At 56.3% G+C, this 23,310-nt stretch carries 26 protein-coding genes; 13 read left to right on the forward strand and 13 right to left on the reverse strand.

What is annotated here, in order from left to right:
- Positions 1–40 precede the first annotated feature (40 nt).
- Both ACFFSY_RS09915 and ACFFSY_RS09920 read right to left on the reverse strand, forming a co-directional pair.
- Positions 41–340 carry a hypothetical protein gene (locus ACFFSY_RS09915; protein WP_377493306.1) on the reverse strand — a complete coding sequence of 100 codons (300 nt, stop codon included), beginning with the start codon at positions 338–340 and terminating at the stop codon, positions 41–43.
- 74 nt (positions 341–414) lie between these two features.
- A complete protein-coding gene (locus ACFFSY_RS09920; protein ID WP_377493308.1) occupies positions 415–1,299 on the reverse strand; it encodes a hypothetical protein in 885 nt (294 codons plus the stop codon).
- Positions 1,300–1,419: 120 nt separating this feature from the next.
- Here ACFFSY_RS09920 and ACFFSY_RS09925 point away from each other — a divergent pair, with 120 nt between their 5' ends.
- The gene (locus tag ACFFSY_RS09925; RefSeq protein WP_377493310.1) at positions 1,420–1,959 is read left to right on the forward strand and encodes an RNA polymerase sigma factor; all 540 of its coding nucleotides are present in this window, start codon (positions 1,420–1,422) and stop codon (positions 1,957–1,959) included.
- Complete coding sequence (locus tag ACFFSY_RS09930) at positions 1,956–2,813, forward strand: hypothetical protein (protein ID WP_377493312.1); 858 nt, start codon at positions 1,956–1,958, stop codon at positions 2,811–2,813. Before ACFFSY_RS09925 ends, ACFFSY_RS09930 begins: the two co-directional genes overlap by 4 nt.
- A gap of 210 nt (positions 2,814–3,023) precedes the next feature.
- Here ACFFSY_RS09930 and ACFFSY_RS09935 read toward each other — a convergent pair whose 3' ends face one another.
- Positions 3,024–3,215 carry a hypothetical protein gene (locus tag ACFFSY_RS09935; RefSeq protein ID WP_377493314.1) on the reverse strand — a complete coding sequence of 64 codons (192 nt, stop codon included), beginning with the start codon at positions 3,213–3,215 and terminating at the stop codon, positions 3,024–3,026.
- 602 nt (positions 3,216–3,817) lie between these two features.
- Here ACFFSY_RS09935 and katA point away from each other — a divergent pair.
- Positions 3,818–5,272 carry a catalase KatA gene (gene katA, locus ACFFSY_RS09940; protein ID WP_377493316.1) on the forward strand — a complete coding sequence of 485 codons (1,455 nt, stop codon included), beginning with the start codon at positions 3,818–3,820 and terminating at the stop codon, positions 5,270–5,272.
- Positions 5,273–5,734: 462 nt separating this feature from the next.
- Here the strand turns inward: katA and ACFFSY_RS09945 are convergent, their stop codons facing one another.
- The 5 genes from ACFFSY_RS09945 to ACFFSY_RS09965 all read right to left on the reverse strand — a co-directional run bounded on the left by ACFFSY_RS09945 (position 5,735) and on the right by ACFFSY_RS09965 (position 10,096).
- Positions 5,735–6,736 (reverse strand): type I glyceraldehyde-3-phosphate dehydrogenase, encoded by a 1,002-nt coding sequence (locus ACFFSY_RS09945; protein WP_377493318.1) that lies wholly within the window; start codon positions 6,734–6,736, stop codon positions 5,735–5,737.
- 77 nt (positions 6,737–6,813) lie between these two features.
- Entirely contained in the window at positions 6,814–7,413 is a 600-nt protein-coding gene (locus ACFFSY_RS09950) for a nitroreductase family protein (protein ID WP_377493320.1), read from the reverse strand.
- 127 nt (positions 7,414–7,540) lie between these two features.
- Positions 7,541–8,494: an alpha/beta hydrolase gene (locus tag ACFFSY_RS09955; RefSeq protein WP_377493322.1), complete on the reverse strand. Its 954-nt coding sequence runs from the start codon at positions 8,492–8,494 to the stop codon at positions 7,541–7,543.
- Positions 8,495–8,511: 17 nt separating this feature from the next.
- Complete coding sequence (locus tag ACFFSY_RS09960; RefSeq protein WP_377493324.1) at positions 8,512–9,459, reverse strand: ring-cleaving dioxygenase; 948 nt, start codon at positions 9,457–9,459, stop codon at positions 8,512–8,514.
- 199 nt (positions 9,460–9,658) lie between these two features.
- Complete coding sequence (locus tag ACFFSY_RS09965; protein WP_377493326.1) at positions 9,659–10,096, reverse strand: Dps family protein; 438 nt, start codon at positions 10,094–10,096, stop codon at positions 9,659–9,661.
- Positions 10,097–10,314: 218 nt separating this feature from the next.
- Between ACFFSY_RS09965 and ACFFSY_RS09970 the strand changes: the two genes are divergently transcribed.
- The gene (locus tag ACFFSY_RS09970; RefSeq protein WP_377493328.1) at positions 10,315–11,532 is read left to right on the forward strand and encodes an MFS transporter; all 1,218 of its coding nucleotides are present in this window, start codon (positions 10,315–10,317) and stop codon (positions 11,530–11,532) included.
- 76 nt (positions 11,533–11,608) lie between these two features.
- Here ACFFSY_RS09970 and ACFFSY_RS09975 read toward each other — a convergent pair whose 3' ends face one another.
- On the reverse strand, positions 11,609–12,694 hold the full coding sequence (locus ACFFSY_RS09975; RefSeq protein ID WP_377493692.1) for an L-dopachrome tautomerase-related protein: 1,086 nt from the start codon (positions 12,692–12,694) through the stop codon (positions 11,609–11,611).
- Positions 12,695–12,882: 188 nt separating this feature from the next.
- On the opposite strand from ACFFSY_RS09975, the gene ACFFSY_RS09980 reads away from it, so the two are divergent.
- Both ACFFSY_RS09980 and ACFFSY_RS09985 read left to right on the forward strand, forming a co-directional pair.
- The gene (locus tag ACFFSY_RS09980) at positions 12,883–13,368 is read left to right on the forward strand and encodes a CBO0543 family protein (protein ID WP_377493694.1); all 486 of its coding nucleotides are present in this window, start codon (positions 12,883–12,885) and stop codon (positions 13,366–13,368) included.
- Positions 13,365–13,856, forward strand: a complete 492-nt coding sequence (locus tag ACFFSY_RS09985; protein ID WP_377493330.1) for a CBO0543 family protein — start codon at positions 13,365–13,367, stop codon at positions 13,854–13,856. The genes ACFFSY_RS09980 and ACFFSY_RS09985 overlap by 4 nt, the downstream gene beginning before the upstream one ends.
- Positions 13,857–13,981: 125 nt before the next feature.
- On the opposite strand, the gene ACFFSY_RS09990 is transcribed toward ACFFSY_RS09985, so the two are convergent.
- The gene (locus ACFFSY_RS09990) at positions 13,982–14,275 is read right to left on the reverse strand and encodes a hypothetical protein (protein ID WP_377493332.1); all 294 of its coding nucleotides are present in this window, start codon (positions 14,273–14,275) and stop codon (positions 13,982–13,984) included.
- A 191-nt stretch (positions 14,276–14,466) separates the two neighbouring features.
- On the opposite strand from ACFFSY_RS09990, the gene ACFFSY_RS09995 reads away from it, so the two are divergent.
- The 5 genes from ACFFSY_RS09995 to ACFFSY_RS10015 are packed head-to-tail and all read left to right on the forward strand — an operon-like array spanning position 14,467 to position 16,779.
- Positions 14,467–14,709, forward strand: coding sequence for a spore gernimation protein GerQ (locus ACFFSY_RS09995; protein WP_377493334.1), 243 nt, complete (start codon positions 14,467–14,469; stop codon positions 14,707–14,709).
- Positions 14,710–14,721: 12 nt separating this feature from the next.
- The gene (locus tag ACFFSY_RS10000; protein ID WP_377493336.1) at positions 14,722–15,108 is read left to right on the forward strand and encodes a spore coat protein; all 387 of its coding nucleotides are present in this window, start codon (positions 14,722–14,724) and stop codon (positions 15,106–15,108) included.
- Positions 15,105–16,241, forward strand: a complete 1,137-nt coding sequence (locus ACFFSY_RS10005) for a zinc-dependent alcohol dehydrogenase (protein WP_377493338.1) — start codon at positions 15,105–15,107, stop codon at positions 16,239–16,241. The genes ACFFSY_RS10000 and ACFFSY_RS10005 overlap by 4 nt, the downstream gene beginning before the upstream one ends.
- Positions 16,242–16,271: 30 nt before the next feature.
- Positions 16,272–16,472 carry a hypothetical protein gene (locus tag ACFFSY_RS10010; RefSeq protein WP_377493340.1) on the forward strand — a complete coding sequence of 67 codons (201 nt, stop codon included), beginning with the start codon at positions 16,272–16,274 and terminating at the stop codon, positions 16,470–16,472.
- Between the two features lie 10 nt (positions 16,473–16,482).
- Complete coding sequence (locus tag ACFFSY_RS10015) at positions 16,483–16,779, forward strand: spore coat protein (protein WP_377493342.1); 297 nt, start codon at positions 16,483–16,485, stop codon at positions 16,777–16,779.
- A 167-nt stretch (positions 16,780–16,946) separates the two neighbouring features.
- Here ACFFSY_RS10015 and ACFFSY_RS10020 read toward each other — a convergent pair whose 3' ends face one another.
- Complete coding sequence (locus tag ACFFSY_RS10020; RefSeq protein ID WP_377493344.1) at positions 16,947–18,791, reverse strand: amidohydrolase; 1,845 nt, start codon at positions 18,789–18,791, stop codon at positions 16,947–16,949.
- A gap of 29 nt (positions 18,792–18,820) precedes the next feature.
- Complete coding sequence (locus ACFFSY_RS10025; protein ID WP_377493346.1) at positions 18,821–18,994, reverse strand: DUF1427 family protein; 174 nt, start codon at positions 18,992–18,994, stop codon at positions 18,821–18,823.
- A 290-nt stretch (positions 18,995–19,284) separates the two neighbouring features.
- Here ACFFSY_RS10025 and ACFFSY_RS10030 point away from each other — a divergent pair, with 290 nt between their 5' ends.
- Together ACFFSY_RS10030 and ACFFSY_RS10035 are read left to right on the forward strand one after the other, a co-directional pair.
- Complete coding sequence (locus ACFFSY_RS10030) at positions 19,285–19,923, forward strand: hydrolase (RefSeq protein WP_377493348.1); 639 nt, start codon at positions 19,285–19,287, stop codon at positions 19,921–19,923.
- A gap of 197 nt (positions 19,924–20,120) precedes the next feature.
- Positions 20,121–20,414 carry a Dabb family protein gene (locus ACFFSY_RS10035; RefSeq protein WP_377493350.1) on the forward strand — a complete coding sequence of 98 codons (294 nt, stop codon included), beginning with the start codon at positions 20,121–20,123 and terminating at the stop codon, positions 20,412–20,414.
- A gap of 120 nt (positions 20,415–20,534) precedes the next feature.
- Here ACFFSY_RS10035 and ACFFSY_RS10040 read toward each other — a convergent pair whose 3' ends face one another.
- The gene (locus tag ACFFSY_RS10040) at positions 20,535–23,108 is read right to left on the reverse strand and encodes a jacalin-like lectin (protein ID WP_377493352.1); all 2,574 of its coding nucleotides are present in this window, start codon (positions 23,106–23,108) and stop codon (positions 20,535–20,537) included.
- Positions 23,109–23,310 lie beyond the last annotated feature (202 nt).

Raw genomic sequence — 23,310 nt, forward strand, 5'->3', positions numbered from 1 at the left:
ACTGTGCCAAATCAATCGTTGGGCACATATGTCCGCATGATCATCTGGTACGATAGTTGCGGCCGATGAAGGCAGACGGTTCCTTCCACCGTTGAAAGCGGGACAGGATCGCTTCGGTCTCCTTCCAGAGAATCGATAGCGATTGGACGCTATGATTGGAGCGGCGAATTGCCCCGGACCCGGACCGTGAAGGAGGATCAGCCAAACGAACCGGTACGAGCAAGACGCCGACGCACTCGATGACGAGCAGATAACAGATCGGCATCCGGTCTTTGAGCTCGAACGCCAATCGGCCGAAATCCCCGCGCACGTACAACAGCAAGAGCTGCAACAGTTTCATGTAGGCTCCCTCCTTGGCCAGATTTCTCTATCAACTAATGATTTGGCAATTGCACCATATAGCTGCGATCGGCGTCAAATATTCATGCAGAACTCCAGCCGCCTTGCTTCCAGCGGCAGCCCGAGCTCGAACAGCCTCGCGCAGATGGCCCGGATCACCTCGTAATTATCCACGCCCTGCGCCTGACAGTCCCGGATAAACCCGAACAAGCCCGATTGCTCCGCGCTCTCGACGTAGGCGACCAGCTGCTCGGCATCCCGCTCCGGAATCTGCTTCCCTTGCCACGGATGCGGCGCCGGTTTCTTCGACGCAGCATCGCTTGCGCCGTAAGCCGCAACGCCCAACCCGTCTGATGTGTGGAGAATGACGTTGTTCAACCGTTCTTGCCGAGCCGCCTGAATGTAGGCGAATCCGTCCGGAATCGGTTGGAAACCGAAGCGCTCTAAAGCCGAGTCGCGCGCGATCCCCCGCTCTCGCTCCCACTTTGCCCGACTGAAATAACCGCCCGATTCTTCTTCGTCCTCCTCATCCTCGTCATCCTTTTCTCCCTCTTGCTCTTTCAAATACTGCAAATACCGCGTCTCCGAATCGAAATCGTTCAACAGCAATCCTTGATGATCCGAGAAATGCAGCGCGAAAAATTCGCTTATATTATTGGCCACGATTCGCGTGCAGTTCCCGAAATCCATCGGGGCGACGCAAATAATCGGCGCTTCGCTCAAATCCGTTACGGCCCCGAAATCCGTCAAGAACGAGTAATGCGTGCCGTCCATCCCCGTATTCGCGAACACGATCGCATCAACCGGCGAACTCTGGTACCCGCCATTGTCGGCCGGATCGAATTGAAGGAAATAACCAGTCGGCGTTTCCAAATACGGAACGTTCGGCTTGATCTCTTTCTCCCATTTCATCAGCTCATCGAGCAAAGGCGGTATGATATAGTTTGGTTCTCTATGCATGTGGAACTTCTCTCCTCCAACTTGTCCTAGCAGATATCCTGAATCACTATTGGCGCGCACCCTGACACTTTTTTCCGTTTGCCTAGTCTATATACATGTGGAGAAAGGAGGCCGGCGAACTTGCAAGGCGACTATATGAGATATCTATCCGAAATTAGTATAACGGATTTCCGGCTGGCGGTTGAAGCGTACGGCGACGACGTGTGGAATTATGCCTACGTCCTGACGCGCGACCGGCACCTGGCGGACGAGATCGCGCAGGATACGTTCGTCAAGGCGTACCGGTCCTTTCAGACGTATCGGGCCGAAGCGTCGATGAAGACATGGCTGCTCAAAATCGCGCGCAATACGTGGCTAACCCACCGCAACTCGGCTTTCTTCCGAAGAGTCGTGCTCGCTCCGTTCATGGCCAGCAAGGGCACGGCGCCATCCGCGGAGAACGCGTATATGGACAAAGTCGTCACGAGCGAAATCTGGGAGATGGTCATGCAGCTGCCCGCGAAATATCGGGAAATTCTGCTGCTGCATGCGCATCATCAGCTTGATCTCGACGAAATCGCCCGCGCATTGGGCATCTCGGAGAGCGCCTGCAAATCCAGGCTGCGAAGGGCGAAAAAAATGGCGGCAGACGCCATGAACGAGAGGGGCGGTTGGCGATGAAGCACGAAGCCGAACGACACTGGGAACGCGAGTTGAGACAACCTCCGGCGACGGGCAGGTTCTCGCCAGACATGTGGGTCGAAGTGGAGCGCAAGCTGCAGGCGAAGCCGGATCCATTCCGGTTCATGAAGCCAATCGTAGGAGCGGTATGCGTATTTATGCTGGCCTTGTTGACCGTCTACTACCTCCAGGCCAAACAGGCGGATTACGTCACGACGACCGGAGATCCGATTTACGCGCAGATCGAGAAAGAAGTGCTGCGAGATCTCTATAATGATCCCGACGTGGAAATGATTCACGATTACCGCGGACATACGGACAATTGGGCTGTCGTGTACGTGGATTATCATCGCAAGGGGGAGGAGCTGCATACCGAACGCGTGCTGTTTGATTATATTGGCAAAGGTCCCGAGCCGGAGGGGCGCATAAGCTACTATTCGTATTCACAACCCCGCGGCGTCCAAACAGGCAGCGGCTCGAATTCTGGGGCAGAAACGCACGATTGGAAAAAGGTGTTCGAATTCGGCTCTTCCGGGCATGGGGGCGGTCCGGAGGTGATATCCGCTTATTACCAGATTCAAATTAACTGGAATCGGCAAACCGAGGAAATCAAGCTCTACAACGCGAATCCCTCGCAGCAAACAACCGTGCTCGGCATCTCGCAAACATGCGAGGAACCGCCGCGGGAAATCAGGACGAGCGACGGGCGCTTCTATCGGCTGTATAACGAAAGCGTCACGAGCAATCCTGTTGTCAAGCTCGAATCAGTGACGTGTAAAGAAGGCGTAATCGAGCGTACAAACGAAACGGGTGCCAGCGCAATTTCCGTCTATTCCATTGACGGTGCGTATTAGCTGCTCCTCGTCGGCAACTGGGGAAGAGCCCTGTACACCGAGATCGAGTTGGATCAACCATGAGCCCGGTTGAGCCCTAAAGTCCAAACAGCAGCCTTGCACAGCACATATATAACGCTTCCCTGTCTATTATTTCGGTCCATGCGCAAGTCCCTGACATCATACGATTCAATAAAAAGAGCAGCCGATCGCCAGATCCGCTGCTCTTCTCTACCCGGTTGACCCCATCACATTCGGACATTCCTGTACACGCGCCTCTGCGTACAAGCTGGCACATTGTCGCCGGCCGCAATCCATTGCCCCGTTCGCCACCCTTCCATCAAGATGACTCCGCAGCTCCGGGTACTTATGCTCCAAGCCCAGCTGCGCGATGACCATTCTGACATCGATCGTTCGTTTCACTTCACTCGTCCTCCTATCGTTTCGCAATTACCGAGCTAGCTATCTGTAACCCGATCGCTGTTCTTTCGAATCATCCGCGCCCTACCAGCTCGATCGTCACGTCCTCGCCGCCTTCGGTGATGTCCTGTAGTCCACATACGCTCATGCTGTTCTTATGCTACTCATCGTAACTGCTCCAGGGAGGGCGGGCCAGTTACCGGCTGTCATCATTTTTGTCACCGTGCGCAATGACGGTCATGTCGAACCATGGCAGTCTCGCTCATTCGGAGCTTGCGGTGCACCAGCTTGATGTCACGCGCGAGCCGAGAATCGAGCAGACGGATCATGCGAAGAGGCGGATTGGCGCCGCGACGGTTCTGAAGGCCCGCATCTGCATTGATTCGATTTTTCTATACCTAAAGGCCGATAAGATCTAACGATTTCGCTGCTACTTATACGTGATCCCCGGTACAAGCGGCCTTGCCGGCGGCCGCCACAAAGATGCTATAACTATTGTCTATACTTGCTTGACTGCACCATCGTTCGCGCTACTTCGCGGGATTGCGGATTCCCGTCAGCTTGCTATGATGGACATGCAATCATACGATTTGGGAGGTTAAATCATGGACGTACGACCAACGTTAACGACGAGCTGGGGCGCTCCCGTCGGCGACAACCAGCACTCGATGACCGCCGGCTCCCGCGGCCCGACCCTCATTCAGGACGTGCACCTGCTGGAGAAGCTGGCGCACTTCAACCGGGAACGCGTGCCCGAGCGCGTCGTGCATGCGAAGGGAGCCGGAGCGCACGGCTGCTTCGAGGTGACGAATGACATGTCCGCCTATACGAAAGCTTCATTCCTGTCCGAGGTCGGCAAACGAACGCCGCTGTTCATCCGCTTCTCGACGGTGGCCGGCGAGCTCGGCTCGGCCGACACGGTGCGCGATCCGCGCGGCTTCGCCGTCAAGTTCTACACCGAGGAAGGCAACTACGACCTCGTCGGAAACAACACGCCGGTGTTCTTCATCCGCGACGCGATCAAGTTCCCGGACTTCATCCATACGCAGAAGCGGCATCCGCAAACCCATCTGAAGAACCCGAACGCGATCTGGGATTTCTGGTCGCTCTCGCCGGAGTCGCTGCACCAGGTGACGATTCTCATGTCCGACCGCGGCATTCCCGCTACACTGCGCCATATGCACGGCTTCGGCAGCCACACGTTCAAGTGGGTGAACGCGGACGGTCAAGCCGTATGGGTCAAATACCATTTCAAGACCGAGCAGGGCATCCGTAACCTCGACGTCGAGCTGGCCGCGCGGCTCGCGGGCGAACAGCCGGATTACCACATCGAGGATTTGTTCCGCGCGATCGACCAAGGCGACTTCCCGGCCTGGACGTTGTACGTGCAAATCATGCCGTACGAGGATGCTCGCACCTACCGCTTCGATCCATTCGACGTGACCAAAGTATGGTCGCAGAAGGATTACCCGCTCATCGAAGTCGGCCGGATGGTGCTGGACCGCAATCCCGTGAACTATTTCGCCGAAGTCGAGCAGGCGACGTTCTCGCCCGGCGCCTTCGTCCCCGGCATTGAAGCATCGCCGGACAAAATGCTGCAGGGCCGCCTGTTCGCCTATGCGGACGCCCACCGGTACCGGGTCGGCGCCAACCATAACACGCTGCCGATCAACCAACCGGTCGCGCCGGTGCACCACTATCAGCGCGACGGCGCGATGCGGTCGGACGGCAACGGCGGAAGCGGCGTCTATTACGAGCCGAACAGCTACGGCGGCGCAGCCGACAATGCGGCATACAAGCCGGCGCCGTTCGAGGTGGACGGCCTGGCCGATAGCGCTGCCTACGACCGCGACGACCATTACACGCAAGCCGGCGACCTGTATCGGCTCATGAGCGAAGAAGAGAAGTCGCGACTCGTGAGCAACATCGTTCAGGCCATGCTGCCGGTCGAGCGTGAGGAGATCAAGCTGCGCCAGCTCGCGCACTTCTACCAAGCTGATCCCGATTACGGGCAGCGCGTCGCGGAAGGGCTTGGCTTAGCCGTCTCGCAGCCGACGTAACCGCTCCTACAAGGCGGCAAGCATGACAGCTCCGCGGGGCAAGACGACGCGGGGCTATTTGCGCCGCCTGCACTCCTCCTAGTAGATTCCGCAGCTCTAACCAACCGTTCGTCAATCGCATGTATTGGATCACCGCGCAGGATGGATGGGAGGAAGCTGCCGAATGCATCGCCGATTGGCTGACCCGGATGTTGTACCTAATCAGCTTGCCAATCCAGATCAGATCACCAAACGGCTAATGGCCGTTGGGGCCGCCTCCTCGTCAACCGAGCACCGAAAAGTTACAGGCGGAGCGATCCTCCGCCTGTTTGGCCTGCCTGCTTTTGGACGTACAGATTTCGCGGGAACGCGAAATAGCGCCCCGGATACAGGTTCCGAGGCGCCGCTTGTCATGATTCGACCGCTATATATGAGGGCATCTGCATCACGCACGCGTAAAGTGCCCGATATGTGCAGTGCCGGTTAACCTTTCTCCGCCAAATAAGCCGCGACTTCCGCCAGTCGAGACGCATAGCCCCACTCGTTGTCGTACCAAGCGGCTACCGACAACAGCTCGCCCTGTACGTGCGTGAGCGGCAGGTCGATGATCGAGGAGTGCGGATCCGCGACGATGCGCGCGGAAGTCCATTCGCCCTCCAGTACGTCCAGCACGCCCTTCAGCTCGCCTTCCACTGCCGCCGCGATGAACATATCGTTGATCTGCTCCGCCGTGCACGGCTTCTCGGTGACGAGGTTCAGCTCCGCGATGCTGCCGGTACGGGTCGGGATGCGATAGGCTTTGCCCGTAATTTGGAGATCGGGCCAAATGAACTTGAGCGCCTTGGCCGCTCCCGACGAGGATGGGATGATGTTCTCCGCCGCCGCCCAGGAATCCCGGCGGTCCTTCATCGGCTGGTCGGTCAGCGACTGCGTGTTCGTGTAGGAGTGGACGGTGGAGAATAAGCCGTATCGGATGCCGAAGTTCTCGCGCACGAGCTTGACGACGGGCGCCAGCGCATTCGTCGTGCAGCTGGCCATGCTGATGATCTTGTGCTTCTGCGGATCGAAGCTATCCAGGTTGATGCCCTTCAGCAGCACCGCGTCGCAATCGTCCAAGCTTTTGCTCGGTCCGCTGACTAATACCCGCTTCGCCCCCCGGTCTAGATGGAGCTGCGCGACAGGCCGAGTCACCGCGCGTCCGGTACAGTCGACGACCAAATCGACGCCGAGCGCCGCCCAGTCGGGGATTTCCTGGGCCGCATTGAGATAGACGATCTCGCGGTCGCCGATGACGAAGCGCCCTTCTTGCCCTTTCACCGGCTCCGGCCAACGCTTGTAGTTCGTATCGACCTCGAAGAGCGCGGCCAGCGTCGCCTCGTCTTTAATGTCCGATACCGAGTACGGCACGAACAGCTGATTTTGAAGCGCCGCGCGCAGCAGCTGCCTTCCGATGCGGCCGAAGCCGTAAATCGCGATTTTACCCATAGTAACCTCCTTAAAATTCGCATTCAAAAAATCGCTGCTTCGTGATCAATTGGCGACATTTTGAATGTTCTCTTAAATTATGAAAAGAACTTGACGCGGTCGGACAGCGGATGGAAATCCTTCTCGCCCGGCTGCGCCGTCGGCTTGCCGAACGGCATCTGGGCGATCAGCTTCCAGTCGGAAGGCAGGTCCCACGTCTTGCGCACTTCCTCGTCGATAAGCGGATTGTAATGCTGGAGCGAAGCGCCCAATCCCTCTTGCTCGAGCGCCGTCCAAATAATGAATTGCAGCATCGCCGACGATTGGTTGGACCAGATCGGGAAATTGTCGGCATACGTCGCGAACTGATTTTGCATCCCTTCCACGATCGATTGATCCTCGAAGAACAGAATGGTGCCATAGCCGGCCGAGAAAGCGTTCATCCGCTCGTTCGTCGGGCCGAATTGCGCCTCCGGCACGATGCGGCGGAGCGACTCCCGCGTAATGTTCCACAGCCGGTCGGATTGTTCGCCGAACAGGACCACGACGCGCGCGCTCTGGGAATTAAAGGCGCTCGGCGCGTATTTCACCGCATCGTTCACGATCGCCTGGATGCGCTCCTCCGAAGCGACGCGATCTTTGCTTAAGCCGTAGTACGATCTTCTTTCCTGGACGGCTTTCATGAATGGTTGGCTCATTGTCGATTCCTCCTAAAGATCATGTGTATGTGAAACGTGACGAACGCATAACGATCCCCCGCAAGATATGCGTTGCGCTGCCTTGCGGAGGATGCGCCTAGCTTGTCTAGCTTCGGACTCGCGGCATTTACGCCTTCAGCCAAGCATTAGCCAGCAGCATCGCGCCTCGCGCCGCCGCGGTGTCGGCCAGCGCGTTCAGCATGACGAAGTCGTGAATAATGCCTTGGAACCGGGCTGTCGTGACGCGAACGCCGGCTTCCCGCAGCTTGTTCGCATACGCTTCGCCTTCATCGCGCAGCACGTCGGCCTCCGCCGTAATGACGAGCGCCTCCGGCAAGTCCGCCAGCTGCTCCTTCGTCGCGCGAAGCGGCGAAGCATAGATCGTCTCCCGCTCGCTTGCCGTCGTCGTATATTGGTCCCAGAACCAAGCCATCGCGTCGCGGCGCAGGAAGTAGCCGGTCGCGAATTCGTGGTAGGAGCCCGTGTCGTTGCCCGCGTCGGTGACCGGATAGAAGAGCAGCTGCTTGCGAATCTTCGGTCCTTTGCGCTCCTTGGCAAGCAGCGCGATAACCGCGGTCATGTTTCCTCCGACGCTGTCGCCCGCGACGGTCAGGCGCTCCGTGTCCATCCCTTGGGCTTCGCCGCTTGCTTCAATCCATTGCAGAACGGCATAGATTTCCTCGAGCGCGGTCGGGTACTTCGCTTCCGGAGACAGGCTGTAATTCGGGAATACGACGCACGCTTCCGCGCCGACGGCCAGCTCGCGGACGAGCCGGTCATGCGTATGCGCGTTGCCGAATACCCAGCCCGCGCCATGGATGTACAGGATAACCGGCAGCTTCGCCGGCGCGTTCTGCGGGCGGAGGATGCGAATCGACACTTCCCCGCCCGGTCCGCCTTGGATGGTCAAGTCCTCGATATCGACAGCCGGCTTCGCGATGTCGCCGCTTTGCACGTCGTCGACGGTCTCGCGCCCTTTCTCCGGTCCCAGATCGAACAAATACGGCGGATTGGCCGTCGCTTCCACGAACTGCCGTGCGGCTTCCTCCAGGACCACTTTGCTTGCGACATTTTTACTCATGCGTAACAGCTCCTTCGTTATCTTGTGCCTTCCAGCTCGCGGACGACGATCGGCGGCAGGTTCTTCTCGATCGCTTCGCGCTCCTCCTCGAACCAGGCGGGCAGCTTCAGCGTCTCCCCCAGCCGGTCGGCAGGCTCGTCATTCGCGAATCCCGGCGGATCCGTCGCGATCTCGAACAAGATGCCGCCTTCCTCGCGGAAGTAGATCGCATGGAAATACTGCCTATCGATGATCGGCGTCGGATGATGACCGCTGCGTTCCACGTTCGTGCGCCAGGCCTCGTGGTCCTCATAATCCTTGGCCCGCCATGCGATATGATGGACCGTGCCCGCCCCAGCAACGCCATGCGCCATCGGCTCCACGTTGACGTCGATGCGATTGCCCAGATCGCCCGTGGCTCTATATCGCGCGAGCGTCTCGGTCTGCGCTTCCAGCTCCAGACCGAGCACGTCTTCCAGCACATGACGCGTCTTCTCCGGCGCTGTGCTGTACAAGACCGCGCCGCCGAAGCCCTTAATCGCCCGATCGGCCGGGATGCCGCTATACGACCAGGTGCTCGGCGCGCCATCCTCCCGCTCCACGAGCTCCAGCTTCAAGCCGTCGTAATCCTCGAACTGCAGGTACGTCTCGCCGAACCGCTCAGCTGACGCGAATGGAACATTCAGCCGCGTAAGCCGCTCCTGCCAGAAGGCCAGCGCCCCGACCGGGACGATAAAAGTCGTTACCCCGACTTGTCCGCCGCCAATCCGCCCTTTCGCGGCTTGCGCATACGGGAAGAAGGTCATGATCGTCCCCGGACTGCCCCCTTCATTGCCGAAGTACAGGTGGTACACCTCCGGCGCGTCGAAATTAATCGTTTTCTTCACCAGCCGCAGACCCAGCACTCCGGCATAGAAGTCTACGTTCGCCTGCGCGTGTTTGACGAAGGCGGTAATATGGTGTATGCCTGCCGTTTGTTGCCGCATAAGACACATCGCTCCCCAATTGTTTTGATGTCTACTATAGGGATATCCCCGAGAACGAACAATTCCGTTCTATCTATAGCAAGTATTACGATTTGCTATAGCGCGAGAGAGCCGGAAGCTTGGCACCCCTCCCGCGGAATGCCAAAAAGCCGGGCTTGCGCCCGGCTTTCCCATTCGTCTGTATTCGGCTCCCGGATGATTAACCGAGGAACGACTTGAGCATCCACACATGTTTCTCTACCGAGCTATGAATGGCCAGCAGCATGTCCCCGGTCGTCTCGTCGCCTTCTTCGGCCGCGATTCGCATCCCGTCCTTCAGCTCGTCCACGATCCGTCCGAAGTCTGCCGCGATCGCGCTTACCATGCCGGTCGCCGACTCGCCGCCCTCGGCATCCCGCACGGTTGCCAGCTCCAGAATTTCGCGCAGCGTCGCCACCGGACTGCCGCCCAGGGCGAGCAGCCGCTCCGCCAGGTTATCCACGTGAAGCCCCGCTTCCGTGTACAGCTCCTCGAATTTCAGATGCAGCGTGAAAAATTGCGGGCCTTTGACGTACCAGTGAAAATTGTGGAGCTTCGTGAAGAGCAGGCTCCAGTTGGCGATTTGCGTATTCAGTACTTGCGGCAGTTGGCTAGACATGCGAAAAGTCCCCTTTCGGAATTAACAGTATTTTGCAGGGACCACTATATCACAGCCTTACGACGGTTGCCTATACCCTTTGTCACACTTGCTGACATACGAATTCTCATGAGACTTAGCTATAAATCAAGGCTATACGAAGTATAGAGAGAGCGATATTGATCGCGTTATAGGCGGGGCATAAGATGGGGTTAATGTCTAGAGAAGGAGGCTATGCCTTGAATCCACAATCGGCCGCGGATGCGCCGAAACCGCAAGCGACCGCCATTCTGTTCTGGTGTTCCTTAATCGTCGTGTCCGCCGTCTACTTAACGATCCCGCTTATCTCGCTGTTCGCGGACATCTTCCGCGTCTCCGCCTCGCAAGCCGCATGGGCAGGCAGCGCGTTCTCGTTCGCTTTCGCCGGCGGCGGCCTGGCATTCGGGGTGTTGTCCGACCGTTACGGCCGGAAGAAGCTGATGATGGCGGGACTTGCGCTGCTTAGCGTCACCACCCTTGCGATCGGCACGGTCGACGCCCTGCCTTGGCTCATCGCGCTGCGGGCGCTGCAAGGTCTTGCCGCTTCCATGTTCCCGCCCTCCGTGCTCGCATATGCGATGGAGATGTTCCCGGCCAGGAAGCGCGTGACGATCATCGGCTTTATCAGCACCGCCTTCCTGATGGCCAGCATCGTCGGACAGCTGTACAGCAGCTTGATCGTGTTGTCGTTCGACTGGTCGTACGTGTTCTACATTCTGTCCGCCGTCTATCTGGCGTCGTTCGTCGCGATCGTCTTCGGCATTCCGGGCGACAAGAACGGCTCGCCGCAGGGCGGATTCTTCGCCCCATTCGCCCGGATCGGCTATATTTTCCGTCGCCGAGGACTGCCTATCGCTTACATCATCTCGGGCACGTTGTTCACCGCGCTCGTCGGCTACTTCTCGACGCTCGGCAGCTATCTGTCCGGTCCGACGTTCGGCATGAGCCATCAGGAAATTCTATGGGTACGGGCAGTCGGCATCATCGGCATGTTCATCTCGCCCTTCGACGGCAAGCTCGTCGACCGATTCGGCATCAAGCCCGTCTTATGCGGTGGATTGGCGCTCGCCGCCGTCGGCTTGGGGCTGCTCGGCGTCTGGCCGAATCTCGCCTTCCTGATCGTGACGAGCGTCGTCTTCACCACAGGCGTCGCAATGGCACTGCCGGCGCAAATCTCGATGATCGGCCAGCTTGCGGGCGACATCCGTGCGGTCGCCGTATCGTTCCATATGTTCATGCTGTTCATCGGCGCGTCGCTTGGCCCGATTGTGGCCGTATACCTGATGGATCTGGGCGGTTACTTGTTCACGTTCCTCGTCTTGGCCGGACTGCTGGCCTTGAGCACGGTCGTGCCGATGTTCATCCGGCTGGGGGAAGCTCCGGCTGCCGCGCATGGGCAGGCGCAGCATTCGGCTTAACGACTAAAGCAGAATGCCGAGGTATCCCGCTGTCATGCATCGATGACGACGGGATGCCCTCAACGTCAGCATCATATTAAAAGGTAGGAGCAGGCGGTTCGTCTATTCTCATACGGAGTAAACTATAAGGCTTCACCCGCAGGTCGTTACCATAATGAAATCTTGCCTGCCGATGTAATTGGTTCACGATGAAATATAAGTATTGATCTGGACCAATAGAAAAAGTATCCGGCCATAAAAGTCGCGGATCATGCGCGATGGTTTCCATGATTCCATTGGGCAATATCTTTCGAATACTATTATTTTCATAGTCTCCGGCGTAAACATTTCCTTTTGCATCGGTGATCATTCCATCCGATGCGCCTTTTTCTCCCCAATACTTCACGTGATGTTGTACATTCATATCCGGTATCGTGCGGTCTCTTAGGACTTCCGTTGAAATCGAGTATAGTTGACGGCTGGAGAGCGGACAAAAATACAACATCTTGCCGTCCGGAGAAATCGCTATCCCATCGGATGCCAATCTAAAGGGCGAAGTAGATCCGTCTTTGTTTCGATTCATCAGGATTTTACCTTCAACTTTCGGCAAGAAAAAAAGATCGGGCGAAGTCGAATATGCTCCGTTTAACCTTCTCCAGGCAAAGCCCGTTTCTAAATCAACGACAATAATGGCTCCCGGTCCTCGCGAAGAAGAATCCGTTATATAAGCATAACCTGCTTTACCAACACGAAAATCAAATCGGACATCATTCAGATAAGTCGTTGGCAGGACAACATCATCCGTGAATGTATATACCTTTCTTATGGTATTTGTATTTAAATCTACAGCGACTAACTTCGCTCCCCCTTTGATGGGTGCCGAGAAATTAGGAGCCCCCGTGTCCAATACCCAAAGCGTCCCCTTTCCATCCGCAACGACACTTTGAACGCTAATGAAGGACGTTGTGATAGTCGACGGGCTTACCACGTTAGCTTCTAAACTAGGATAAGGCTGTAATGTATCGTGAACGATTTCAGCCACCGTAAATTTAACGTCGTCTCCCCATTTCGGGAAGCAAATGAAGATACGCCCGTTCTCGGAAACAGTTACGCCCGTAGGCATGGCGCCATAAAACAGAAAAACCGCCTCAAACTTACCAAAATACGTTTCGCTCGGTAACATCACTTGTATAAAACCCTCCTCAACAGGTTCGAAGTGCTATCACCTATTTATATGACTGAATGTAGCGTCTATAACGACAACGAGTAAACGATGGTGTTGTCGCCTAAGTTCCTCGCGCGAGAGCATGAATATTAAGAAGTACGCTATACATAGGAGCCTCCTTCCTTGTACAAGCTATGGCCATGGACATGGAACGAAATATATTGCTGCTAGTCTGGTTTGTGTGTATAACAACCATCTTTTTTCTTGTTCCAAGAGCAAAAGCGCATGAATTTGTGTTGTGCTTTCTTGTGTGTCAGGCTGTTGGATGGGTAGTAGAAGTGCTGCTCGTTCACTTTGATTTGGTGGCCTACCCGTTGCGTGAATTCCCCAAAGCTTCAGATCTGAATATCACGTCCAAAGTGGTGTGGACGCCTGTTGCGAGCGGCCTGTATTACATCTATAGACCTCGTGCGAATAAATGGACAGCGTGTTTTTACTTTGCAGTCTGGATTTCAATGCTCACCTTAATCGACGGAAAGTTAGCCGCAAAAACCAAATTAGTGGATTATGTTCATTTTCACTGGAGTCTGATGGCGATCGTGTTATCGATTATATTCCTATCCGTCCACGTTCTAGTGAGCCGGTTCTTTAGAGACCGCAACGTTTTCAGGAAGGAAGCGAGCGAGCGATGAGTTTGCTGCTGCAATACGGCATTATCGTTTCCGTGTGGATCCTCTCCTTGTTATTGATTCTCATCATCCCGCGGCAGAAACGTCGATTGGCGATGGTCGCTTTTTTGTTCAAACAGTATATGACGTGTATTTTCGGTCATGTCGTGGTCGAACTCCAACTTCTCGCCTATCCCGTAAGGGAGCTTGCCGACGTTAGCCGGACGAGCTTCACCTACGAATATATGGCCTATCCGATGATATGCGCGGTGTTTAACGCGTATTATCCGTCCCATCGGGGGCGCTGGATTCAATTCGGCTATTATGTATTATTCACTACTGTACTTACAGTGGTCGAGGTGCTTATCGAACAATATACCGATCTGATTCGGTATATTCGTTGGAACTGGTTTTGGTCGTGGGCTACGATTTTCCTCACCTTCCTGATGACTCGAGCGTTCTGCGTGATCTACTTCGGGACCCTGGCACGCGCGGAAACGGCAAAACAATAGAACGAGCCATGACACGTTTCTTAAAAGCGGGGATATGAAAGATAGAGAAGAAGCCTTCAAAACCACTATTAAAGTGGAATTGAAGGCTTCTTTTTGTTGACTTTTGGACTGCCCCTTCGCGCTTATCATGATTCGCTGCGTTGGTCCGGCTGACGTAATGCGTTTGCCGAAGTTTGCGCTTGATCTAAAAAATCCTCTGCTCGGGTCAATTGCTGCCGGGCCGTCTCCAACGCTTGCGAATTTGTTGCCGCATTCGATTCGCTTATCGAGCTTAGCGCCTGATTTAAAGCCGTTTGCACCTCAGACACCGCGCTAGATGCATGCTGCTCCAGCATGTCTCCGCTCGATTGAAGAAGTGCACCTTCCGCCGGTTTTCTTGCATGCTCGGTGGCTAAATCAATTTTGTTTTCATTGGGCAAGGTAAGTCCTCCTTCCTTAAGCAAAATCAAATTAACTTGAACAGAAATAAGTATGCGGTTGAGCTTTTGTTTATATTCTTACGAGTGCATGCAAATATTCGGACCCCACATTACCGCCATTCATGATTGTATAGGATTCAAAGCGCAGGAAAAGCTAAATCTGATAAAAGAAAGGAGAGGATACTGACTCAATGGATACGCCAACGCTAGCGCCACACGAATCGATGGAACTGCATGAAGCGTTAAACTTCAAAACGCTCTGCCTGGCTAAGTCAAAACTTATGCAAGGCTTGGTCTTTGACCAAGAGCTGAAAGCGTTAATGCAGAAGGACGTCATTCAATCCACGCAACAGATCGCCGAGCTCCAGGCCATCTACGCAAGAGCTCCATTCCAAGCGCCTGTTCCGAATAGCCCGACACCTATTACTCATTAAAGGGGAGCGCCAATGAATACTGATTATTTAGACCCGATTAATGCGTTAAATATGCCGGAGATGGCTGATATGACATTTGCTACGGACTTCCTTCTCCGTGCCAAGGAAGGTGTACGAAATTTGTCCATTGCCCTGACGGAAACGGCTTCTCCCGATGTAAGAACGCTGCTGCGCAATCATCTTAAGCAGGGAATTGCCCTGCACCAAGAAATCACGGAGCTGATGATTCGCAAAAAATGGTTCCATCCTTACGAGCTGAACGAACAGTACCAACTCGATCAGCTTTCAGCGAAAAATACGGTGATGATCGGGCAGATGAATTTGTTCCCGGGTGATACGTCGCGTAAAGGAATGTTTGATCGGACCCCAGATGAACACATTGGAGGACATAAAGCATGAAGGCGGTAACGTATCAAGGGATTAAAAATGTCGTGGTCAAAGAGGTATCGGATCCGAAGATTGTAAAACCGGACGATATGATTATAAAAGTCACCAGTTCCGCCATTTGCGGTTCGGACCTTCACCTGATTCACGGGATGATCCCTAACCTTCAGGAAGACTATGTCATCGGGCATGAACCGATGGGGATTGTAGAAGAAGTAGGCCCTGGCGTGACCAAGGTCAAGAAAGGCGACCGGGTAATCATCCCTTTCAACATCGCATGCGGACAATGCTTTTATTGTACGAATCAGTTGGAAAGCCAATGCGACAATTCAAACGAACACGGGGATATGGGCGCCTATTTCGGCTACTCCGGCACGACCGGTGGTTACCCTGGCGGGCAAGCCGAGTATCTACGCGTTCCGTTCGCTAATTTTACCCACTTCAAAATCCCTGAAAACTGCGAGCAACCGGACGAAAATCTGAGCTTGATCGCCGATACCATGACGACGGCTTTCTGGAGCGTAGATAACTCCGGCGTCAAGAATGGAGATACGGTCATCGTTCTCGGCTGCGGTCCGATCGGGCTTCTGGCCCAGAAATTCTGCTGGCTGAAGGGAGCAAAGCGGGTCATCGCCGTTGACTATGTCGATTACCGCTTACAGCATGCGAAGCGAACGAACCATGTGGAAATCGTAAACTTCGAACAGGATAAGAATATCGGCAACACGCTCAAAGAAATGACCAAAGGCGGCGCCGATGTCGTGATTGATGCGGTAGGAATGGACGGCAAGATGAGCGATCTCGAATTTTTAGCCAGCGGTTTGAAACTGCAAGGCGGCACCATGAGCGCATTTATCATTGCGTCTCAGGCTGTCCGCAAAGGCGGGACCATCCAAGTTACCGGGGTATACGGCGGACGCTATAACGGATTCCCGCTCGGCGACATCATGCAGCGCAACGTGAATATCCGTTCCGGACAAGCCCCGGTCATTCACTACATGCCGTATATGTACGAGTTGGTTACGTCGGGCAAAGTAGACCCGGGAGATATTGTTACGCACGTCATTCCGCTTAGCGAAGCCAAGCGCGGCTATGAAGTGTTCGATACGAAAACGGACAATTGCATCAAAGTCATCTTAAAGCCCTGAATAAGGGTGAATACAGGGAGGACAATCCGAATGAATTCCAATTACGCTTTGCATGAGACGCTGGAGGTTCATGAAATCGCCGCGTTCAAGACCGTTTGCATGACCAAATCCAAAACCATGCAAGCTCTGGTAACCGACCCGGAGCTCAATCAAATTTTGCAGCAAGACGCACAATTATCACAGCAGCAGCTTCAGGAACTCAGTGACGTGCTGTCTAAAGCGACCTTATAGGAGATAAAACATGAACACAATACTAGAACACATGACAGGGCTTCATACGCTGACCGACGACGTGATCGCAATGGATTTTTTGATGAACGCCAAGAGCGGAGTCAGAAACTACGCCATGGCCGTAACCGAATGCGTCACCCCCGAAATCAAGCAAATTTTGACAAGACAGCTTGATGAAGCTATAGACTCCCATGAGAAGATATTGAACTACATGATGCAGCGCGGCCTATACCATCCCTACCATACTCCGGAGCAAATCGGGCTCGATCTGCAAAATATTCAGACCGCTATGAACATTCCGCTCTGACACCGTATTCGTCCCGACAAAACGCGCAAAACCGCCATGGTTCAGGCGCGTTTTTTTCTGCTGAAGAAAGCAGCGGTGGACCGCAAATGGCAAATAGCGCTACAGGGATAAGTCCTTGTAGCGCCATTTTGCCAACGGCCTGCGCGATACGCCCCGCATCGACTAACTTAGAACACGAAGCAATCCAGGTCGCAGAACCCGCTGCCGTGATGGTGATTGCAGCCGCGATGGCGGTGATGGTGATGCCCTTGATGCAGCGCCTGCTCCCCCTGACCGCTGCCCCCGCCGTATGCCGGCTGCTTGTAATAGCCGCCGAAGTAGTTATGCGGCGACCAGTCCGGGCTAGCTTTCGGCGCCGGCGGCGACAAAGCCAGGAACTCCTCGGTGCCGTAGACGATCTTGCCGCCGACGACCGTGAGCACCGACTCGATTTTCTTGATCGCTTCCTCCGGGATGTTCAGGAAGTTATCCGAGATTATCGACAAATCCGCGTAATAGCCAGCCTTGATCTGCCCCTTCACGTCCTCCTCCTTGGAGAACCACGCGTTGCCCGCCGTGTACATGCGCAGCGCTTCGTGGCGTTCCACGCGGTTGGACGCCGGATATAGACTCAAGCCTCCGAGCGTCTTGCCCGTCACGAGCCAATACAGCGCCACCCACGGATTGTAGCTGGCGACTCGGGTCGCGTCCGTGCCGACGCCGACGCGCAAGCCCGCCGTCAGCATCTTCGCGATCGGCGGCGCGTTCTCCGCGGCCTCCGCCCCGTAGCGGTCGACGAAATATTCCCCTTGGAACGCCATGCGGCTCTGCACCGCGATCGATCCGCCCAAGGCGACGACCCGCTCCAGATCCCGCTCATGGATCGTCTCCGCATGATCCAGGATCCAGCGGATATCCTTGAACGGCACTTCTTTGTTAACGCGTTCGAACACGTCCAGGAAGCGCGAGATCGACTCGCCGTACGTCGCGTGCAGCCGGAACGGCCACCGCTGCTGGACGAGGTGGCGGGTGACGCCGTACAGATCGTTCTCCAAGACGGCCGGCAGTTCCGGACGCGGCTCGACAAAATCTTCGAAGTCCGCGGCGCTGTAGACGAGCATTTCGCCAGCCCCGTTATGCCGGTAGTAAGCGCTGCCGGTATACGGCTGCGAAGTGGCCGTCCACTTCTGGAAATCGTCCAGCTCGTTGTTCGGGTTCTGCGTGAACAGATTGTAGGCGGTGCGCACCGTTATCTCGCCGCGCCGGTCGAGCTCCTCGAACACCTGGTAATCGTCCGGATAGTTCTGGAAGCCGCCGCCCGCATCGATGACGCTCGTGACGCCGAACCGGTTCAGCTCGCGCATGAACAGCCGGGTGGAATTCAGTTGATCCTCGTATCCGAGCTTCGGCCCTCTCGCTAACGTCGCGTACAGAATCGTCGCGTTCGGCCGGGCGATCAGCATGCCCGTCGGATTGCCGGCGGCGTCCCGCTGAATCTCGCCGCCCGGCGGGTTAGGCGTATCCTTCGTGTACCCGACGACGCGCAGCGCCGCTTTGTTCAGGAACGCCTGCCGGTACAGGTTCAAGATGAACACCGGCGTATCCGGCGCGATCTTGTTGATCTCGTCGAGCGTCGGCATCCTGCGCTCCCGGAATTGAAACTCCGTCCACCCGCCGACGACCCGCACCCAATGCGGCGCCGGCGTCCGGTCGACCTGCGCCTTCAGCATCCGCAGCGCGTCCGCGACCGAAGGCACGCCGTCCCAGCGGAGCTCGAGATTGTAGTTCAGCCCGCCCCGGATGAGGTGGATGTGCGAATCGTTAAGACCGGGGATCAGCATCCGCTTATGCCCGTCCACGACGCGCGTCGCGGCCCCTTTGTGGCGCATGATCTCGGCGTCCTGGCCGACCGCCAGGAACCGTCCGTCCTTGATCGCGACGGCGGATGCCGTCGGATTCGCGTCATCCATCGTGACGACTTGGGCATTGTAAATTAGCAGATCCGCTTCTTCGAACCGTGTTTGCTCGGTCATGATTATTCTCCTCTTCGTCAATAATCTGGCTATTTGCTGGACAACCAAAGCTTGATCCACGGGATCAGGCGCTGCCCCAGGAACATGCCGAGCAAGCCGAGCAAGCCCAGAAACGGCGGCGCTGGCGAAGGAATGCGAAGCGTCTGGAAGACGACGCCGATCACGATTCCCGTTCCGAGCGCCAATAACATGGATCCCCACATGGGTGAACACCTCCCTTATGCCCGCCGGCCGCATGCGGCCGGATCGTACTCGTATTCCGGATAGTTCTCATTCTAGTCAACGGCTTGAAGCGCCATCAATACGGTTCTCTCTATACGAAACATAGGCAGCTTTTATAGTTCGCCGCCCGCGGGAAACTATAATTTCCCCCTATCGGTCCTATAGAAAATACGGAATTGATGGATACATTTGGATTCCCTAGTATGAATGACATACAGCACGGCGCGATCCGCGGGTTGTATCCATCTCGATAACGAAAGTAGGGAACTTCATGTTCAACGCGAAAGAAGATTTGCTTACGCCGGACAATTCGGCCATTATTCTAATCGATCATCAGCCGCAAATGCTGTTCGGCACGCAGAGCGGCGACCGCCAGACAATCATCAACAACACGGTCGGCCTGGCCAAGGCTGCCAAAGTGTTCAACGCCCCGATCGTGCTGACGACCGTGGCCGCCGAGACGTTCTCCGGCCCGATTCATCCGCATATTCAAGAGGTGTTCCCGGAATATAAGCCGATCGACCGTACGTCGATGAACTCCTGGGAGGACGAGAACTTCGTCGCGGCGGTGAAGCAGACCGGCCGCAAGAAGCTGATCATGGCCGCGCTGTGGACCGAGGTATGTCTCGCATTCCCGACGATCTCCGCGATCAAAGACGGCTACGAGGTGTACATCGTCACCGACGCCTCCGGCGGCACGACGACCGAAGCCCACGACATGGCCGTGCAGCGCATGATCCAAGCCGGCGCGATCCCGGTTACCTGGTTGTCCGTCATGCTCGAGTACCAGCGCGACTGGGCGCGCCAAGCGACGTACGACGCGGTCATGGACGTTACGGTCGCCAACACCGGCGCTTACGGCGCGGGCGTCTTCTACGCGCATACGATGTTCGGCGGGCACGAGGGGTAGGACCGGCATGCCGATGCGGCAGCGGCGGCGGCTATACATCATCGCCATATCAGCTGCCGCAAATCGCTAATGCCGAACCGCCGCGCCAGGCGGGCGTTCTTCCGATCGATCGGAAGCGTGCCTGCCTTTTCGCGTTCGGGCATTGATCTTGCTTGCATTCGCCTGTAGAATGGTAGACAAAAACGGAGGCCTATCCCATGATTCAACGCACCGTCCTACTCAAATTCGCCGACACGACCACGAAAGAGCAGCTGCAAGAGGTTATCCGCCGCTTCAAAGCGTTGGAACAAGTCCTGACCGGCATCGTGGAGATCCAAGCCGGACTGAATATCGCCGAGAAAAGCAAAGAATATCAGGTCGTTCTCTTGGTTCGCTTCGAGAATCGGCAGGCGCTTGACGCCTATACGGCCAATGAAGATCATCAAGCCGTCGCCGCCTTCATCCGCGAATCCGGCCGACTGGACAGCATCGGCGTCGATATCGAGCTGTAATCGAATCGCAGCCACGACGAATAGGCTTACCCTTTCTCATCCCGGGATGAGGAAGGGTAAGCCTATTTTGTTTTGATCGGAAGAACATGCGACCGCGCAGTGGAAGCGGTAACCGGCCGTTTAGGAACCAGATTGCCCTCCGGTTTGTTTGAGTATTAATCCGAATTGCAGCATCGGCACATCCTGGCTGCCCGAATATTGTTTGCCATAGAAGCCTTCCACGTCTTCGGCGCACTCGTACGCGAAGGGTGAGCCGCCGTCGCCGCCGAACGGCCCGTACGCGCGCTTATTCGTATGAATCGTCAGCTGATCGATCCAATTGCCGCTTCTTCCCGTGATGCGCACGATATATTCGTCCTCGTCGAAGCCGAACGACTCTACGACGCCCGCCTTCGCCTGCCTCCACATGCGCTGCATGCCGGAGCCGTTCTCGGACCGGAGCAGTCCGACGATATCGAACACGAATTTCTTGTTCCCCTTCAGCGGCTTATAGACGCCATGGCGAACGGCAAACCCTGCAAGACGCCGCGACTCCGCGATCGGATCGCTGAACGCGATGCCCTCGTCTAACCCGTACACCGGACCGCGTATCCATTCGGTCGTGGACTCCGGCACGGCGACGAACAGTCCGAGTTGATCCAGCGCATCCTTCGACGCTTGGCCGAACAGCCCCAGCACCGAGTCCGAATCGATTCGGAACGAATACCCTTCACCGGGTCCGCCGAACGGTCCGTACGTGCGTCGATTCGTCCGAATCGTCAGCTGCCGGACGACCATACGCCGTTCGGGACGGGCCGAGACCGTACCGCCGTATCCGGTAATTCGAGTGATATGCTCCCCCGGCTCAAATTCGATCCGATGCGGCGTACCCGATGCCCCACCATGCGTCTCCTGCTTGGCGACCCGCCCGTCCGCTTCCTCATATTCGGCCGCGATGGAATGGATAACGTGGCCGGCACGGATCGTCAGGGCGGCGATACGTCGTGCCGTATATACGTTATCGGCGAAGAACGTGCCCTCGGTACCCCCGAATCCGCGGGTGCGCGGAAACTTCGCGATATCCGGGCAGGGGAAATGCCGGGTGCCGTACCGGTCCGTATATTCCGCGGAATCCATCACCTTGCGGACGACAAGCTCCCAATCCCGTTCCACATGCTCGACGTAGAACCGCTCGCGGTCGCCCTCGCGCAAGGAACGATGCAGCAGGATCGTCAGCAGCCGCTCCAGCGCTTCTTCGAAGCTTCTGCCGGTGACGCCGTGGAACCGATAATCCGGTGAAATTGCCGTTTGGTAGACCACGTCCTTGACGGTCCGCGTTCCGTCCAGCAGCGAAGCGCGGTCGCGCTCGTATTCCTGCTCGGACGCGGGACGAAACAACAGCTGGCGATAGATCATGTCCAAAGTCGTTCTCGAACCCTCGCCGAAGTCGGCGGTCCAATCCACGAGGAAGGACGCGACCGCTTCAATGCCGGCCGGAATGCAGGCATATAAGGTTTCATCCACCTCCGGTCCGAACGCCTCGTCGTCCTCCATATTCCGGATGATCGGCTCCAACTTCTGTTTATACACGTCCTTGGAGTGGCGTGCCAATCCGTGAATGATCGCTTCGGGCGTAACCTTCGCCCCTTGGTTGAGGCGGATGGTCCGGGCGTCTTCCGCAAAATGCGAATAAGCCGGGTAATGCGCGTCGAAATAATGCTCGAAATTAGAATGCCGGCGGTCGCGGACCGTTACGATCGGAATCGGATGGTCCTGGTCTTCGCCGAAGACGTTCGTAAAGTTGGCCGCATGCATCGGCTGCGACAGGTCCGATAGATAGTGCAGAGCCAGTCCGAGCGAATAGCCGATTTCCGCGAGGTGTCCCCGCCGAAAACCATGCCCTTGCAGCAGCAGCTTTTTGACCTCGGCCGCTAACGCGAGATGCTTGCCGCGATAGTGCAGGCAGCGCTCCAGCGCATTCTCTTTGGAGCGGCCGCCGAACAGCGCGCCTTTGTTGTAGGACTGCTTCGTATCGGGGTCGTAAAAGTGGCTATCGTACGATTCCTGCCAAAAGCCCATGAACATCATCGTCCCGACGTACGGCTGTTTATAGTCGCAATCATGCAGCCCTTGATACAGCGCGTCCCGAAATTCCTTGTTGTCCCAGAAGCGCAGGAACAGGCCGGCATAAGGGAGTTCTTCGCTGCGGCTGCGGATCAATTCGACGGCTGTGCCCACGACGAACCGGTGCCCCTTGTCATCCCACTTCAAGTCGCGCGGGCTGGGCCCGTCATGATGATGGCACTCGCATCCGAAGGTCATGTGCCGCAGGGCGTCCAGCACCGATTCGAACCGGTACGCGGGCGGCGCGCCGGCATCCTTCAAGAATATCTCGCCATCGTCGCCCGGAGCCATGAAGGCCGAGGTTCCGGCTGCTTGGATCGTCCATGTCCGTTCCCCTCCGGGCTGTATCCGGAACGGCGTCGCTTGCCTTTCTTCCGGGACAAGGACGATGCGGTTGTGCGCTCCCGCGGCCAAAAAGTAAATGCCCATTCCGAGCACGTAATTCTCGCCTTGCTTGCGCACGGCCACCACTTCGGTTAGCCCGTAGGACGCTTTATCGACGACCGTGAGACGGTCGCCGTAACTGAACATTTTCCCCGACGAATCGGTCATGACGACGCAATCGAAATCCGGCGCCAACCATTCGGACATGAGCGACACTCCTTCGCATGCTTTGCCCCCAACTATAGCCGCTTCGTACGCGCCGCGCCATACCGCTTTCGTGGTATTTTACATCTTCTACATATTTCCAATATCAGTCCCGAGACGGGTTACAGCCGAGAGTGGGTCTCGTAAAATGTGGTTGTGCCAGATGAAACATCCGCCTCTCGGGGCGGATGATGCCTTTGCGTAA

The sequence above is a fragment of the Paenibacillus aurantiacus genome (assembly GCF_042431225.1).
GTDB classification, from domain to species: Bacteria; Bacillota; Bacilli; order Paenibacillales; family Paenibacillaceae; genus Paenibacillus_Z; species Paenibacillus_Z aurantiacus.

Bases quoted from the DNA above. Each gene is read 5' to 3' on its own strand.
- ACFFSY_RS09915 (WP_377493306.1), bottom strand. From the start codon at position 340: ATGAAACTGTTGCAGCTCTTGCTGTTGTACGTGCGCGGGGATTTCGGC.
- ACFFSY_RS09920 (WP_377493308.1), bottom strand. From the start codon at position 1,299: ATGCATAGAGAACCAAACTATATCATACCGCCTTTGCTCGATGAGCTG.
- ACFFSY_RS09930 (WP_377493312.1), top strand. From the start codon at position 1,956: ATGAAGCACGAAGCCGAACGACACTGGGAACGCGAGTTGAGACAACCT.
- katA (WP_377493316.1), top strand. From the start codon at position 3,818: ATGGACGTACGACCAACGTTAACGACGAGCTGGGGCGCTCCCGTCGGC.
- ACFFSY_RS09945 (WP_377493318.1), bottom strand. From the start codon at position 6,736: ATGGGTAAAATCGCGATTTACGGCTTCGGCCGCATCGGAAGGCAGCTG.
- ACFFSY_RS09950 (WP_377493320.1), bottom strand. From the start codon at position 7,413: ATGAGCCAACCATTCATGAAAGCCGTCCAGGAAAGAAGATCGTACTAC.
- ACFFSY_RS09955 (WP_377493322.1), bottom strand. From the start codon at position 8,494: ATGAGTAAAAATGTCGCAAGCAAAGTGGTCCTGGAGGAAGCCGCACGG.
- ACFFSY_RS09960 (WP_377493324.1), bottom strand. From the start codon at position 9,459: ATGCGGCAACAAACGGCAGGCATACACCATATTACCGCCTTCGTCAAA.
- ACFFSY_RS09965 (WP_377493326.1), bottom strand. From the start codon at position 10,096: ATGTCTAGCCAACTGCCGCAAGTACTGAATACGCAAATCGCCAACTGG.
- ACFFSY_RS09975 (WP_377493692.1), bottom strand. From the start codon at position 12,694: ATGTTACCGAGCGAAACGTATTTTGGTAAGTTTGAGGCGGTTTTTCTG.
- ACFFSY_RS09980 (WP_377493694.1), top strand. From the start codon at position 12,883: ATGGAACGAAATATATTGCTGCTAGTCTGGTTTGTGTGTATAACAACC.
- ACFFSY_RS09985 (WP_377493330.1), top strand. From the start codon at position 13,365: ATGAGTTTGCTGCTGCAATACGGCATTATCGTTTCCGTGTGGATCCTC.
- ACFFSY_RS09995 (WP_377493334.1), top strand. From the start codon at position 14,467: ATGGATACGCCAACGCTAGCGCCACACGAATCGATGGAACTGCATGAA.
- ACFFSY_RS10000 (WP_377493336.1), top strand. From the start codon at position 14,722: ATGAATACTGATTATTTAGACCCGATTAATGCGTTAAATATGCCGGAG.
- ACFFSY_RS10005 (WP_377493338.1), top strand. From the start codon at position 15,105: ATGAAGGCGGTAACGTATCAAGGGATTAAAAATGTCGTGGTCAAAGAG.
- ACFFSY_RS10010 (WP_377493340.1), top strand. From the start codon at position 16,272: ATGAATTCCAATTACGCTTTGCATGAGACGCTGGAGGTTCATGAAATC.
- ACFFSY_RS10015 (WP_377493342.1), top strand. From the start codon at position 16,483: ATGAACACAATACTAGAACACATGACAGGGCTTCATACGCTGACCGAC.
- ACFFSY_RS10020 (WP_377493344.1), bottom strand. From the start codon at position 18,791: ATGACCGAGCAAACACGGTTCGAAGAAGCGGATCTGCTAATTTACAAT.
- ACFFSY_RS10025 (WP_377493346.1), bottom strand. From the start codon at position 18,994: ATGTGGGGATCCATGTTATTGGCGCTCGGAACGGGAATCGTGATCGGC.
- ACFFSY_RS10030 (WP_377493348.1), top strand. From the start codon at position 19,285: ATGTTCAACGCGAAAGAAGATTTGCTTACGCCGGACAATTCGGCCATT.
- ACFFSY_RS10035 (WP_377493350.1), top strand. From the start codon at position 20,121: ATGATTCAACGCACCGTCCTACTCAAATTCGCCGACACGACCACGAAA.
- ACFFSY_RS10040 (WP_377493352.1), bottom strand. From the start codon at position 23,108: ATGTCCGAATGGTTGGCGCCGGATTTCGATTGCGTCGTCATGACCGAT.